The sequence below is a fragment of the Maribacter thermophilus genome (assembly GCF_001020565.1).
GTDB classification, from domain to species: Bacteria; Bacteroidota; Bacteroidia; order Flavobacteriales; family Flavobacteriaceae; genus Maribacter; species Maribacter thermophilus.
On record NZ_LDAS01000001.1, the window covers coordinates 2,259,687 to 2,274,799 of the forward strand.

Genomic DNA, 15,113 nt, shown 5'->3' on the forward strand with positions numbered 1-15,113 from the left:
TTTCTTGCACAATAGAAATGATTTTGCTTTCTTGTGTAACTCTTAGGAGAAACTAACTAACTCAAACTATACCTTAAGCCCAGCATTCGCTGGGCTTTTTTTATGCGTTTAATTTTGACCAAAAATCCCAAATAACCACTCCTGCACTTACAGATATATTCAGAGAATGCTTGGTTCCGAATTGCGGAATTTCCAATACCGAATCACAACTATCCACTACTTTTTGCTGTACCCCTTTTACTTCATTACCATATATTAAAGCATAGGAATCTTGGGGTACAGGTTTGAACTCATGAAGCATTTCTGCCCCTTCCGCTTGTTCTATTGCAATGGTCTTGACCTCCTCTTTCCTTAACCTTTCCAACAGCACCATAATATCTTCCACATACTCCCACTCTACACTATCGGTAGCACCAAGGGCCGTTTTATGAATATCTTTGTGTGGCGGGGTAGCCGTTATTCCGCAGAGGTATATCTTTTTGATAAGAAAAGCATCGGCCGTTCTAAATACCGACCCTATATTATTTAAGCTCCTAATATTGTCCAAAACAATGCTAACCGGTATTTTCTCCGTTTTTTTAAACTGATCAACATTCAACCTTCCCAGTTCTTCGTTCTTTAATTTTCTCATCTAGATACTTTTCAACTATAGACCTTAAATATCAACAAAAATTCAAATAGCATTGAGAATGCTATATATTCGTCTTTTTACAACAAAAATAGGTAGATAAAACAAGTGGCGGACAAAAAAGTAAAGACAAAAAAGGTAACCCCTTTGATGAAGCAGTACAATACCATCAAGACCAAGTATCCTGATGCCATGTTACTGTTTCGTGTTGGTGATTTTTACGAAACATTTGGAGAAGACGCTGTTAAGGCCTCTAAGATTCTGGGTATTATCCTCACCCACAGAAACAATGGTGGGGACCGTACAGAATTAGCCGGTTTCCCCCATCACTCGTTAAATACCTACTTGCCAAAGCTTGTAAAAGCCGGCCAAAGAGTTGCTATTTGCGACCAATTGGAAGACCCAAAGCAGACCAAGACCATTGTAAAAAGAGGCGTTACCGAACTGGTTACCCCGGGCGTTGCACTTAATGACGATATATTAAGTGCCAAGAGTAACAACTTTTTATGTGCCGTACATTTCGGTAGAAAAAAAATAGGCGTTGCTTTTGTAGATATTTCAACAGGAGAATTTTTGACCTCTGAAGGAAGTGAAGAACAAATCGACAAACTTCTACAGAATTTTGCTCCCAACGAAGTATTGATATCAAAGGCCCACAAAAAAGAATTTTTGGAAGTTTTCGGGGTGCAATTCCATACCTTTTTTGTTGAGGATTGGGTTTTTCAGGAAGATTATGCATTGGAAAACCTCACCAACCACTTTAAGACCAAAACCTTGAAAGGATTTGGAGTAGATCATCTAAAGGATGGCATCATAGCCTCTGGTGTAGTATTGCATTACCTATCGGAAACACAACATAGGCAATTGCAGCACATAAATACCTTGCAACGCATTGCCGAGGACGAATATATTTGGATGGACCGCTTTACCATCAAAAATTTGGAACTATACCATTCTTACAACGAAAATGCGGTTACCCTTCTCGATGTTATCGACAAGACGATTTCACCAATGGGAGGCCGAATGATAAAAAGATGGTTGGCCTTACCGCTAAAAAACGTTCAAAAAATAAAAAGCAGGCATGAGGTGGTATCCCACCTATCCGAAAATGAAAACATACTCCATAAATTTCAGTCCCATATAAAGCAAATGGGCGATTTGGAGCGTCTTATATCAAAAGTTTCTACCGGGAAAGTAAATCCAAAAGAGGTAGTACAACTAAAAAATTCGATAGAAGCCATCATCCCCATTAAACAACTGGCTTCCAGTTCCAAAAACGAGGCATTGGCCCTGATCGGTGATCAACTACAATCTTGTGATCTATTAAGAACAAAGATCAAAGAAATGCTCAACGAAGAGGCGCCCGTCAATATCTTAAAAGGAAATGTTATAGCCGAAGGATTCTCAGAAGAATTGGACGAGCTTAGAGGCTTGGCCACCTCGGGCAAAGACTATTTGGACAAAATGCTGGAGCGTGAAACCGAAGCTACGGGCATCACATCATTAAAGATTGCCTCCAACAATGTTTTCGGCTACTACATAGAGGTCAGAAACACCCATAAAGACAAAGTTCCGGAAACTTGGATCAGAAAACAGACCTTGGTCAATGCGGAGCGTTACATCACTGAAGAGCTCAAAGAATACGAGTCTAAAATACTGGGGGCCGAAGAACGCATACTGGCCATGGAGCAGCAGTTGTTCTCACAATTGGTGGTCTGGATGCAAGAATACATTCAACCGGTACAGAACAATGCCCAGCTTATTGCCCAATTGGACTGTTTATGCGGCTTTACACAATTGGCAAAGGAAAACAATTATGTCGCCCCCGAACTGAACGACTCTACGGATATATCCATCATAAACGGCAGACACCCTGTCATTGAAAAACAATTGCCCATTGGAGAAGCCTATATTGCCAATGATGTAGCCCTGGACCGCAACAACCAACAGATAGTAATGATAACCGGGCCAAATATGAGTGGTAAATCGGCCATTCTAAGGCAAACCGCACTCATAGTACTATTGGCCCAAATGGGAAGTTTTGTTCCTGCCGAAGCTGCTAAAATAGGCTACGTAGATAAAATATTTACTCGAGTGGGTGCCAGTGACAACATCTCTATGGGCGAATCTACTTTTATGGTAGAGATGAACGAAACCGCTTCTATACTGAACAATCTCAGCGAAAGAAGTTTGGTACTCTTAGATGAAATAGGACGAGGTACCAGTACGTACGACGGTATATCCATTGCATGGGCCATCTCAGAATACTTACACGAACACCCTGCAAGGGCCAAAACGTTGTTCGCCACCCATTACCACGAACTTAATGAGATGTCGGCCACTTTTGACCGTATTAAGAACTACAATGTTTCGGTAAAAGAACTGAAGGACAACGTATTGTTTCTCAGAAAGCTTACACCGGGAGGAAGCGAGCATAGTTTTGGTATACACGTAGCTAAAATGGCCGGCATGCCACAACAGGTAATCGCCAAAGCCCATAAAATATTAAAGAAACTGGAAAAATCGCATTCCAATGAAGAGTTGACCGATAAGCTCAACTCGGCCCAAGACGAAATGCAATTGAGTTTCTTTAATCTAGACGACCCACTTTTAGAAGAAATAAAAGAAGAAATATTGCATTTAGACATTGATACGCTAACTCCGGTAGAGGCATTAATGAAGCTCAATGAAATAAAACGCTTATTATCAAAGAAGAAGAAAGCGACCTCATAATTATATTTCTTTTTTCGAATTTTGCTTTGGAATTTATAGAATTATATTAAATTTGCACCCGCATCTTTAGATATAGATGCACGTTCTTTAAACTTGCGAAAATAGCTCAGCTGGTAGAGCGCCACCTTGCCAAGGTGGAGGTCGCGGGTTCGAATCCCGTTTTTCGCTCAAAAACGCTGGTTACAGCGTTTTTTTTTAGTCCAATACCATCGATAGGTATTTAGGCTCGAGTGGTGGAATTGGTAGACACGCCGGACTTAAAATCCTGTGGCCTTTGGGCCGTGCGGGTTCAAGTCCCGCCTCGAGTACTTAAGCCCCCTAATTATAGGGGGTTTTTTCGTTTTTAGCTATCACGTTACCAAAATCAAAAACAGCATAAGCTACGTTTCCCCAATATAACAGAAACAAAAAAAGCCCTGACAATTACTTTTGTCAAGGCCTTTAACGCAATGTTGGTTTATTATTACCTGTATTTCTTTACACGGGTAGTACACCTATATTCATAAAGAAAACAAACAGGTCATAGCACCATGTCTATATTCAAATACAACATGGCTCGGTCTATACCCAGCTCGACCTATTAATGAAAGCCGAACTTTTTTAATCCGTCATGACTGATTTTTATAGCTTCCAACGGTTTTAACCCGTCGAAGGTCATATCTTGTTCGACCATATAATATTTCATTCCGGATAATTTTTTGTTATCCAAAATGCGTTTGAAATCAATGCTTCCATTACCAACGGGAGCAAACCTACCTTGTTCGTCCATATCCTTTACATGCCAAATCTTAAATCTACCAGGGTATTTCTCAAAATAGGCCACAGGATCCGCTCCGGCCTTTGTCACCCAATAAAGGTCCATTTGAAAATTGACAAACTTAGGATTACAGTTCTCCAACAAATAATCGATGGTAACAATACCTTCTGCATTCTTTTCAAATTCAAAATTATGGTTGTGGTACAATAATTTTAGCCCTGCCTTATGGGCTTTCTCCCCTAAGACATCTAAAATTTCCGCCAATTCGGCGGCGCTGCCCTTCATATTCATTGTTTTTTCTTCCATATTAAACTCGAACATGCCCATTGGAGGAACAGGAATAACAAAGTACTTGAAACCTGCCGCTTTGACATCTGCCATCATTTTATCGGCATTCTCCATAGTAACGGTTCCCTGATGTGTACTAATTGGTTTTAATCCCATAGATTTCGCCATAGATTTAAATTCTTTTGGACTAAGACCATAAAATTTTCCATCTTCATATCCGGCAGCTTCAATGTTCTTATAACCTGCATCGGCCACGGCCTGCAATGTCGCCTTTACATTTGTCCCCATATCATCACGTACTGTATATAATGCCAGGCCTCCAAATTTATCTTGTGCATACATAGAAGCGGCATTTATAAGAAAAAGAGCCACAAAGGCTAATTGAAATAGTGTTTTTTGAGTTGTTTTTTTCATTGTTATAGAGTTAAGTGTTAATTATTGTTCTATTTAAAACTGTATAAATAAGGCGCCTTATGGGCTTTGCCCTGAAAAAGTTTTTCATGTCTTACCAGAATATCCTTGGAAAGCATTTTTCTTTGAAACGTAGTTCTTCTTAATTTTTCCCCTAGAATGGCCTCATGTACTTGCTGCAATTGTTTCATTGTGAACTTTGCAGGCAAAAGATTCATCCCTATTAATTTGTTTTCAAAGTTTGCCCTTAGCACCTGAAGCGCTTTGGCCACCATTTCCTCATGATCCATCATAAGCTTAGGCAAAGAATCGATAGGGTACCAATTAATGCTATCGGAAAGCGCATCTGGTTTTGGCGAAACCTCTTCATAATTGATCAAGGCATAGTACCCGACGGATATAAACCTACCAAACATCCACTCACAATCTTTCACATCCAAATCACTTTCCTCGATAATTCTTCTCATGGCGGTCGAATCAGAACGCGACAAACTGCCGAAAGTGTGGTATTGCTCCAGATAAATGTTCTCTAACCCCGTTCTCTTACTAACCCCATCTTTAACGGCCTCGTCCAAATCTTCGTTTATTTTGACAAAACCACCTGGTAGCGCGAACAACCCAGTGTTGTGATACTCCAATATCAAAATTTTTAACTGTGTACCGTTAAATCCGAAGATGACCGAATCATATGAGATATTTTGAATATAATCATCCTTTTCGAGTCTATTATTCAATTTTTATGGTTTTAAAATTCAGATATATCAAAGAACCAACAAAAGAAGAAGAAAACAAAACATTATTGTAACAAAAAGAGACAATAATATCGATAACGACAAAAACAAGTGATTTAGGCTATTAACGCCGCGCAAAATCAGCTATTTTTATGCTATAAATTAAATGAAAACCCTCTAAAAAGGAATACAAATTCAACTAGGGCACAAATCATGGTCTCCATAACTGCAGATTATTTTGGTATGTAAGCTACCAGAAAACCTGATCAAAAAAAAGAGTGTGTCAATAAATTTTAATACCAGAATCCCTAAACTCACGTAATTTTTCATTTGTCGGATCCAGCTCTGTAATCATCACGGCAATATCGTTCAATTCACAAGTCTTATAACGGTTTCTAGAATTTAATTTTTCTGATATGGTCAGTAGTACCGGTGTTTTGGAAGCATTTACCACGGCCCTTTTTACCTGAACGCTTTCGTAGTCGAACTCCGTAAGTCCAAAATTTACATCAACATACCCGGTACCGATAAAACTGTAGTCTACCTTAATATTCATTAAATCGTGAATTGCACTACCACCGGAAGCTATCTGTGACTCCTTAGCCATTGTGCCCCCTATCATTATCACTTCTAACTTTGGTTTTTTACAAAGCTCAACCGCTACGGGCAAACTTAACGTAAAACAGGTGAGACTTATATTCGAGGGTATCATTCTTGCCAATTCCAAACAGGTAGTTCCCCCATGTATAATAATAACATTTCCATTTTCAAGAAGCCCCAAGGCCTTCTTCGCGATCTGCCCCTTTTCATTAAGAGCATACACCTTATCATGTTCGCCCGTATTGTTGACGTAACCAAGGGCTATAGCCCCTCCATGGACTTTTTGTAGTTTTTTCTCGGCATCTAACTGAGTCACATCACGCCTAACCGTATCTACCGAAACATTTAAGACCTCTGAAATATCTGTGAGTAATATCCGATTGTGAATCGCCACTTCATTTAAAATAACCCGATGTCTCTCCGCTTTTAACACTGCCTATAATTCTATTCTCAAAATTTTAACGAATGTATGGCCAAATTAAAAAAATAACCAACATATTTTAAAAAATTTCGGTATTTTGCAAATTAAAATTGCACAAAACTGCAAGATATCTTTTTTTTAGTATTTTTATTCAGAATTAACGTCTCTTTTAGAAATTGCTGAAACAGACACCCCATTAATTTAACTAACTCTATACTCTATGAAAAAATGTAGATTAAAACTAGAGCCAACCGCTTCTAGATTAGCGTTCATGCTACTAATGCTTTACAGCGCTTTCTCCTTTGCACAAACAACGGAGTATTCCCTGAAGGGAACTATTACAGATGCGAATAACGACCAACCCATACCCGGTGCATCGGTATTCATAAAAGGCACGTCGTTCGGTGCCGTTACAGATTTTGACGGTAATTATGTATTAACCGCCAATTTACCTGAAGGAGAGTATCTATTAACCACAAGTTATTTAGGATATTCCACCAAGCAAATCCCCATTAACTTGGGATCCAGCAATGTTATTGTTACCGATATAACAATGAGCGAAGACCTTTTAAGTCTTGACGAGGTAATCGTAACAGGAAACACCGTGGGTGTCAACAAACGGACCTTAGGTAACGCCATATCTTCGGTAAGTGCAGAAGACTTGGTAAATAATGGTGCTACTGCCGTAGACCAGGCAATCTCAGGAAAGACTACAGGTGCACTAGTACAGCAGAACTCTGGTGACCCCGCAGGTGGAATAAGCATTAGACTAAGGGGGCCCAGTACCGTATTAGGTAGTTCTGACCCTTTGTATATTGTAGATGGTATTATCTTCAGTAATTCCAGTAACGAACTGATCGACCTTGGGGGTAACGCCCAAAACCGTTTGGCCGACCTTAACCCTAACGATGTAGAAAGAATTGAAATAATAAAAGGAGCGGCTGCCGCTGCCATTTATGGTTCAAGGGCCAGTAACGGTGTGGTTCAAATATTTACAAAAAAAGGTAAATCTGGCGAACCTAGATTTAGTTTTTCTACCAATATTAAAATTAACGAACTAAGAAAGGAAATCGATTACAATACCGTGCCATTGGCTTGGGAGGATCCTTTTGACCGTACTAATTTAAATACCGTACCGGCAACACGATATAATTTACAGGACACCTTCTTTGAAACAGGTTTTGGTATAGAAAATTACCTGTCGGTAAATGGTGGTAACGATAAAACCTCCTATTTTTTATCCGCATCTCACCTAGATAATGAAGGAATTATAAAAAATTCTGATTTTCAAAGACTTGGTTTTAAAGTAAACCTTACTCAAAAAGCGACCGATTGGCTTACCATCAACGCCGGTTTAAACTATGTTCGCAGTCAAAGTAACGATGTACCCAATGGTGGTATCAATTCTGCGTATGGTGCCATTACCGGTTTTGTCTTTAGCGACAACTCCATAAACCCCTACCCTAACGAATCGGGAGTTTACCCTGTAACCTCGCTTTTGGTTCCCAGGACCAATCCGTTAGAGGCCGTAAACCGATTTGATTTCGGACAAAAAATAAATCGTATTATTTCGAACATCGGTCTGGATGCAAAAATTACGGAGCACCTTAGTGCTAACTATACTTTGGGGGTAGATTACTTTAACCAATCGGCTACCGCCTTTATCCCCATAAACAATACTTCTACGAATGCAAACGGATTTGCCAGAAGATCGGATATCAATAATTTTCAATACAATAGTGACCTCAACCTCACCTACAGAACAGATTTGAACGAAGATATTTCGTCTACTACTACTTTAGGTGGATCATGGCAATATGAAGAATTTGATAGAGTAGGCATTAGCGCCGACGGATTGCCCCCTATTGTAGAAACTGCCGAAAGCGGTAGTATTCTTGCCCAAGGCGAAAGCCGCTCCCAAATTTCATACTGGGGTTCTTTCTTACAACAATCCTTTAGTTATAAGAACAAATTATATGTAAACGGAGCTATCCGATTAGACGGAGCCTCTACTTTTGGAGAAGATCAAAGAAACCAACTCTATGCCAAGGCAAGTGCTTCTTACGTAGTATCGGAAGAAGATTTTTGGGAAGATACTTTCGGGGATGCTTTTCCAACATTTAAGGTAAGAGCTTCTTGGGGGCAGGCCGGTAACCTTACCGCCTTATCCGCCTTTCAACGTTACACTTTGTTAAGCCCTTCTGCCATTAACGGGTCTACAAGCTTAATACCAAACACCCAACAGGGAGATTTGGACATAGCGCCCGAGAGACAGGATGAGTTTGAGTTTGGATTCGATGCCGGATTCTTAAACAATAGATTAGGTTTGGAGTTTACCTATTACAAACAAAAAGTTACCGACCTTCTACTACCTAGAGAATTAGCCCCTTCAACAGGCTTTTCATCAAGAATAGAAAACGTGGGCAACCTAGAAAACAAGGGTATAGAAATATTATTGAAAGGTAGTCCAATAAAAACCAATGATTTTACATGGGAAGCCACTGCCACATTTTCTAAAAACGACAATGTGGTAACCGATGTTGCCGGAGGCGGACAGTTTGCCCTTGATGGTAGCTTTTCAACAAATTATGTCATCGAAGGCGAGCCACTAGGTGTCTTCTATCGTCAGTTCTATGCCAGGGAAGCGGACGGCAGTATTGCCCTTGATGCCGATGGCTACCCATATGCCGGCACCAACGAGGATGGCACATCGTCAAAAGTGATCGGTGACCCAAATCCAGATTGGTTCGGTTCCCTTATCAATGAATTTACCTATAAGAACTTTGCCCTTAGAATTCAATTTGATGCCGTACAAGGTTTTGATGTCTTTAACTGGAACCGAAGACTTATGGACAATGTCATCTTTGGGGGCGGGTACAATGTAGGCCAAGAACTTTTAGGCAACCAACCCAAAGGGTATGGAAGCGCCCAAGCAAATATTTTTGAAGAATTTGTAGAAGATGGCTCCTTTGTTAAATTAAGGGAATTGGCATTATCCTATAATCTAAAAACACCTTTTAACGGTGTTGACAACATAAAGTTCAGCTTAATCGGTAGAAACCTTATTTCTTGGGACGATTATAGTGGCTGGGACCCAGAAATCAACACAGCAGGCCAGAGCAATGGTGTAAGAGGGTTCGATTTTGCAGGCGTTCCAATTCCACGCACCTATCAACTTGGTATTAATGTCAACTTCTAAAAAAAGAACATGATGAAAACATATAAATTAAATAAAACGATTTTCGCCCTTATGTCAATCATATTGTTGGCATCTTGCGAAACTGATTTTGACAATCCGAATGCCGCAACGGCCGAGGAAACATTCTCTACAAGGGAAGGAATTTTAGCCTCTGCCGTAGGCCTACAACAACTCTACTCTACCACTGGTGTTAGATGGATCGTTGAAACACCCGCTATTACAACAAGAGAAGGAGGTATTACCACAACCTATCAAAATATGATAGAATTAGAGGATGGAGGCACCGCCCTACCAAACTTCAACTCAAATGTACAAGGTCTTTGGTCCACAATGCTGCGGGTAGTTAAAATTGCAGAGGATATTGAGAGCAATGCATTGAACATAGATTTGGAAGCAGGCACCCAAGCAGGCCTAATAGCCCACGCCAAACTTTTTAAGGCCATGGCCATTGGAAGTTTAGCCCAGAATTTTGAACAAGTGGTAGTTGAGACCAATAATGACAATAGCGCAGAATTCGTTTCTCGTATTCAGGCATACGAAACTGCCATCTCTTTATTGAACGAAGCTAAAAGCACCATAGCAACCACTCCCGTATCATCGGAATTTACGAATGCCGTTACCTTGGGCAATATAGATTTAACCAATACGGTCAATGCCTACTTGGCGAGGTACAACCTATTTGCAGGCAACTATGAAGCGGCCATTACGGCGGCAAATGACGTTGATCCAAGCTCTACCTCTACTTTTGCGTATGATTCGCAAAACCTAAACCCAATATGGAATAGGGTCTTTTTAAATAACGCACCTAACTTTAAACCTAGGGACAATTTTGGACTTCCTTCAGAGTTTGTATTTGACCCTGCAGACGGCAGATTCGATTTTTACCTGGTTCCTCTAGACGAGACCAATCAAAATGGATTGCCAATCGAGGATCTTTCCGGATTCTTTAATGTGAACACCGGATCTATCCCTCTTTATATACCCGATGAAATGAATTTAATTTTGGCCGAAGCCAATCTTAGAAAAAGCAGTCCGGATATAACAGCGGCCATAAACGCTTTAAACGATGTCTTGACAGATACGGACGATGTATTCGGCATCAACGCCAATGCAGCTGCCTATAGTGGAGCCAGTACCGTAGAAGCATTGCTTCTGGAAACGTACAAGAACAGAAGGGCAGAACTTTTTCTTTCTGGCTTAAGTTTAGAAGACAGTAGAAGATTTGGAAGACCAGAGCCAAGCGGCGCCTCTATGAATTACGACGAGGAGAGAAACAGGAATTTTTACCCCTATCCGGATACGGAGAGAAATAGTAACCCTAACACTCCCGATGACCCTAGCATATAAAAAAGCGTAAGTGATTTTAAACTAAAAACAAGGCTTGTTATATTTATTGACAGGCCTTTTTTTAATTGTATATCAAAAGTAATCAATAGCCCTATGGACAGACCCATTTTAGATTCATGGAACAAAAACGCAGAAGAATGGATCAAAATTATCGATAATGACAAAATACCTTCAAGAGTCTTTACGAACAAAGCCATCATCAAAACAATAGAAAAAGATAGTGGCCAAAAAATTTTGGATATAGGTTGTGGAGAAGGTTGGCTAACACGAAGTATTTCGAATATGGGCAAACATGCCGTTGGTTTGGACGCCACGGAAGCATTATTGAAAAATGCCCGAAAAAAAGGTAGTGAAGAATATTACAATATAACCTATGATGAAATCGTAAATGGAAAGGCCCACCCACCTGCACCGTTTGATACGGCCATTTTCAACTTTAGCCTATACCAAGAAAAAGGGCTGGATATACTATTAAAGAAAGTAAAAGAGCTCTTAACGCCAGATGGGAGTATTATAATACAGACCCTTCACCCCTATTTTATAATAGCAAATGGGTTACAATACCAGAGCCAATTAATATCCGATTCATGGAAAGGCCTCCCCGGAAATTTTACGGATGGCCATGGTTGGTATGCCCGCACGTTCGAGGATTGGACCAAAGTTATCCAAGCCGCAGGCTTGTACACATCATACATGAAAGAGGTGACCAATGACCAAGACCATCCAATATCATTGATTCTAAAAATAATGTAATTGCTTGTCGAATATTACAAGCTAACACATTCGATAGAAAAAGCCGGGAGATATTGCTAAAAAAATATGTACCTTTTGATATTAAATATTCTCCTCCAATGCAAGGCTTTGATACCAATTACCCCTCAGTAGACGATCTAAGAAAAAAAGCAAAAACAAGAATACCGCGATTTGCCTTCGAGTATTTAGACGGTGGTTGCAACGAGGATGTAAGCCTTACAAGAAATACGGAAGAAATTAGAGAGGTGCAACTAGAGCCAAGGTATCTTCAGAATTACGGTTCCAGTTCTAGTAAGACAAAAATTTTGGGCATGGAATTCGATGCCCCGTTCGGCATAGCACCAGTTGGACTACAAGGGTTAATGTGGCCCAATTCCCCTGCTATACTCGCAAAAGCCGCTTATAACCACAATATCCCGTTTATTCTGAGTACGGTCACCACGATGAATATTGAAAAGGCCTGTGAACTTACAGAAGGAAATGCTTGGTTTCAATTATACAATCCCGTAGAAGATAGCATTCGTGACAACATCATAGAAAGAGCCGATGCAGCCGGATGCCCGGTACTGGTACTACTTTGCGATGTTCCCACATTCGGGTTTAGACCAAGGGATTTTAAAAACGGATTGGCGCTGCCGCCAAAAATGACAATTTCAAATATTCTACAAATTCTCGGCAAGCCAACATGGGCGTACAATACTCTAAAATTTGGACAACCAACTTTTGAAAACCTAAAGCCCTACACCCCAGAAGGATTGAACCTAAAGCAACTGGGTGCTTTTATGGACAGAACTTTCTCCGGTAGGCTGAACGAAGAAAAAATAAAACCGATAAGGGACAAATGGAAAGGCAAATTGGTACTGAAGGGGGTTGCTTCTGAAAAAGACACGCAAGATGCCATAAAAATGGGGTTCGACGGTATTATTCTATCCAACCACGGAGGCAGGCAGTTAGACGCCGCACAATCCACTATTGCCACACTTCAAAATATTGCCCATAAATACGGTGACCAAATTGAAATTATGATGGACAGTGGCCTGCGTTCGGGTCCTGACATAGCCAGAACCTTGGCCTGTGGAGCAAGATTTACCTTTATGGGCAGATCCTTTATGTACGGCGTAGGCGCATTGGGAAACAAAGGAGGCGACCACACTATTACTATGCTAAAGACCCAATTTAAACAGGTAATGGACCAACTTTGTTGCGAACGTGTCGAGGATTTACCAAAACACCTGATCAAACAATAATCAACGGTACATAGCTACATGTATCAACTTTATCCAATTATCAGTAGACACCTATTTACCCTCTCATTAATCAGAAGAGCAGTAAAAAACAAACAATTCACCTATCCCGTCTTTACGATTTTCTCACACATCAACAATAATCGACAATAAATTCATCAGTACTCACCCACTAAATTTATCATATTATCAATTTTAAAAAATTTATCGTATTATTGTCACAAAATGAGACAATAAAAAATAAAATGAAAACATTTAAAATTCTACTCGTCCTATTGATTTTGTTCTACAGCCATGGCAATGCCCAAGAAACAAACTCTTTTCCCGTACAGGTAACCATCGAAAATGGCACCATAGAAGGTAATTATGATACGCATACAGGTATTCAACGATATTTTGGAATTCCATTTGCAAAACCTCCCGTAGGAGAACTGCGTTGGAAAGCACCTCAACCGCTTACTAATTGGGATGGTGTCAAAGAAACAAAGGTATTTGGCCCAAGACCCATACAAACCATGGTCTTTGGGGACATGAAGTCTAGATCCAACGGAGTTAGCGAAGATTGTCTTTATTTAAATGTTTGGACCCCGGCCAAAAGAAACACCAAAAACCTACCTGTTCTGGTCTATTTTTATGGTGGTGGAAATGTTGCCGGTGATGCATCGGAACCTCGCTATGATGGTGAAAGCATGGCCAAAGAAGGTATTGTTGTGGTAACAGCCAATTATCGACTTAATATTTTTGGTTTTTTGGCACATCCTGAATTAAGTGCCGAAGCGCCGTATAAAGCTTCTGGAAACTACGGGCTACTAGACCAAAATGCAGCTCTTAAATGGGTACACAAAAATATAGCCGCCTTTGGTGGCGACCCAAACAAAGTTACCATTGCGGGCGAGTCTGCCGGATCCATAGGGGTAAGCCAGCATATGGCCTCTCCCTTATCTAAACATCTAATTGCGGGAGCAATAGGTGAAAGTGGAGCAGCCATTAACCCCACAATGACTGCTGTCCCCTTAAAAGAAGCAGAAAACATAGGATTTGAATTTGCTAAAAAAGCAGGATACTCATCCCTGGGAGCATTACGAAAATTAAGTACCAGAGAGGTATACGAAATATATAACGAGTCAAAAAGGTTCGGTTTTCCCGCCGTTTTAGATGGTTATTTTTTACCGAAAAATCTTCCAGAAATTTTCGAGAACAAAGAACAGGCAATGGTTCCCCTGTTACTAGGTTGGAACTCGGCCGAAATTCCGGGCATGGCCTTTACACAAGGCCCCTATACCAAAGAAAACTACGTTGAAAAGGTAAAAGAAGCATTTCCTCAATACCACGATAAAATTTTAAAGCTGTACCCTTATGGGTCTACAAAAGAAATTGAAAGATCCGCTACCGATCTAGCTTCCGATCGCTTTATATCGTATAGTACCTGGAAATGGTTTGATCTACATAGAAAAAATAGCGACCAACCTGTTTATCGCTATCTATATAGTAAACTAAGGCCTCCCCTAGTAGATAACTCCTTAGCTTCGGGTCTTGCCGGAGGCACCATAGAAAAGGGTTCCGAAGCACCAAAAATGCCAGAACCCATCGGGGCACCTCATGCCTGTGAAATTGAATATTGTATGGGTAACCTTCATTTGGTAAAAGATTATGCATGGACTACCGACGATTATAAAGTATCAAAAGAAATGATGACCTATTTTGCCAATTTTATTAAAACAGGAAATCCTAATGGGGAAGGTTTACCAAACTGGGAACCCGTAAGCCCCAAGGATAAAACTCCTTCCGTAATGGTCATAGACACCCAAAGCAAGCTGATAGAGGCACAGAACGATGCTCGATACGAGCTATTGGACAAAATATACAACAAATAAAACCATATCACTACTACAAATATATAGTTATAGTTCTTGTGTTTTCAAATGGAACAGCAATAGATTACAGTGCAATGAAAAACAAAAAAGTAAGAAAGGTATTTTACCTTTCTTACTTTTTTTTCAA

General features: G+C 40.2%; 10 protein-coding genes and 2 tRNA genes. 8 read left to right on the plus strand and 4 right to left on the minus strand.

Features of this window, described 5'->3' with window-relative positions; translation table 11 throughout:
• Positions 1-100: 100 nt before the first annotated feature.
• On the minus strand, positions 101-631 hold the full coding sequence (locus tag AB657_RS09815) for an RNA methyltransferase (protein ID WP_047246330.1): 531 nt from the start codon (positions 629-631) through the stop codon (positions 101-103).
• Positions 632-778: 147 nt separating this feature from the next.
• On the opposite strand from AB657_RS09815, the gene mutS reads away from it, so the two are divergent.
• From mutS to AB657_RS09830, 3 genes are all read left to right on the plus strand, one after another.
• The gene (mutS, locus tag AB657_RS09820; RefSeq protein ID WP_047247915.1) at positions 779-3,361 is read left to right on the plus strand and encodes a DNA mismatch repair protein MutS; all 2,583 of its coding nucleotides are present in this window, start codon (positions 779-781) and stop codon (positions 3,359-3,361) included.
• A gap of 95 nt (positions 3,362-3,456) precedes the next feature.
• Positions 3,457-3,529, plus strand: a tRNA-Gly gene (locus AB657_RS09825).
• 56 nt (positions 3,530-3,585) lie between these two features.
• Positions 3,586-3,669, plus strand: a tRNA-Leu gene (locus AB657_RS09830).
• Between the two features lie 272 nt (positions 3,670-3,941).
• Here the strand turns inward: AB657_RS09830 and AB657_RS09835 are convergent.
• From AB657_RS09835 to AB657_RS09845, 3 genes are all read right to left on the minus strand, one after another.
• Complete coding sequence (locus tag AB657_RS09835; protein WP_047246331.1) at positions 3,942-4,820, minus strand: sugar phosphate isomerase/epimerase family protein; 879 nt, start codon at positions 4,818-4,820, stop codon at positions 3,942-3,944.
• A gap of 29 nt (positions 4,821-4,849) precedes the next feature.
• Positions 4,850-5,551 (minus strand): NUDIX hydrolase, encoded by a 702-nt coding sequence (locus AB657_RS09840; protein ID WP_047246332.1) that lies wholly within the window; start codon positions 5,549-5,551, stop codon positions 4,850-4,852.
• Positions 5,552-5,831: 280 nt separating this feature from the next.
• Positions 5,832-6,581: a DeoR/GlpR family DNA-binding transcription regulator gene (locus tag AB657_RS09845; protein WP_047246333.1), complete on the minus strand. Its 750-nt coding sequence runs from the start codon at positions 6,579-6,581 to the stop codon at positions 5,832-5,834.
• Between the two features lie 208 nt (positions 6,582-6,789).
• On the opposite strand from AB657_RS09845, the gene AB657_RS09850 reads away from it, so the two are divergent.
• The 5 genes from AB657_RS09850 to AB657_RS09870 all read left to right on the plus strand — a co-directional run bounded on the left by AB657_RS09850 (position 6,790) and on the right by AB657_RS09870 (position 14,986).
• A complete protein-coding gene (locus AB657_RS09850) occupies positions 6,790-9,768 on the plus strand; it encodes a SusC/RagA family TonB-linked outer membrane protein (protein WP_047246334.1) in 2,979 nt (992 codons plus the stop codon).
• Positions 9,769-9,819: 51 nt separating this feature from the next.
• Positions 9,820-11,115 (plus strand): RagB/SusD family nutrient uptake outer membrane protein, encoded by a 1,296-nt coding sequence (locus tag AB657_RS09855; RefSeq protein ID WP_198146895.1) that lies wholly within the window; start codon positions 9,820-9,822, stop codon positions 11,113-11,115.
• A gap of 93 nt (positions 11,116-11,208) precedes the next feature.
• Positions 11,209-11,868 (plus strand): class I SAM-dependent methyltransferase, encoded by a 660-nt coding sequence (locus AB657_RS09860; RefSeq protein ID WP_047246336.1) that lies wholly within the window; start codon positions 11,209-11,211, stop codon positions 11,866-11,868.
• A 98-nt stretch (positions 11,869-11,966) separates the two neighbouring features.
• Positions 11,967-13,115 carry an alpha-hydroxy acid oxidase gene (locus tag AB657_RS09865; protein ID WP_047246337.1) on the plus strand — a complete coding sequence of 383 codons (1,149 nt, stop codon included), beginning with the start codon at positions 11,967-11,969 and terminating at the stop codon, positions 13,113-13,115.
• Between the two features lie 242 nt (positions 13,116-13,357).
• The gene (locus AB657_RS09870; RefSeq protein WP_047246338.1) at positions 13,358-14,986 is read left to right on the plus strand and encodes a carboxylesterase/lipase family protein; all 1,629 of its coding nucleotides are present in this window, start codon (positions 13,358-13,360) and stop codon (positions 14,984-14,986) included.
• Positions 14,987-15,113: the final 127 nt, after the last annotated feature.

Coding starts and splice junctions, on each gene's coding strand:
- AB657_RS09815 (WP_047246330.1), bottom strand. CDS start 631: ATGAGAAAATTAAAGAACGAAGAACTGGGAAGGTTGAATGTTGATCAG.
- mutS (WP_047247915.1), top strand. CDS start 779: ATGAAGCAGTACAATACCATCAAGACCAAGTATCCTGATGCCATGTTA.
- AB657_RS09835 (WP_047246331.1), bottom strand. CDS start 4,820: ATGAAAAAAACAACTCAAAAAACACTATTTCAATTAGCCTTTGTGGCT.
- AB657_RS09850 (WP_047246334.1), top strand. CDS start 6,790: ATGAAAAAATGTAGATTAAAACTAGAGCCAACCGCTTCTAGATTAGCG.
- AB657_RS09855 (WP_198146895.1), top strand. CDS start 9,820: ATGTCAATCATATTGTTGGCATCTTGCGAAACTGATTTTGACAATCCG.
- AB657_RS09860 (WP_047246336.1), top strand. CDS start 11,209: ATGGACAGACCCATTTTAGATTCATGGAACAAAAACGCAGAAGAATGG.
- AB657_RS09865 (WP_047246337.1), top strand. CDS start 11,967: ATGCAAGGCTTTGATACCAATTACCCCTCAGTAGACGATCTAAGAAAA.
- AB657_RS09870 (WP_047246338.1), top strand. CDS start 13,358: ATGAAAACATTTAAAATTCTACTCGTCCTATTGATTTTGTTCTACAGC.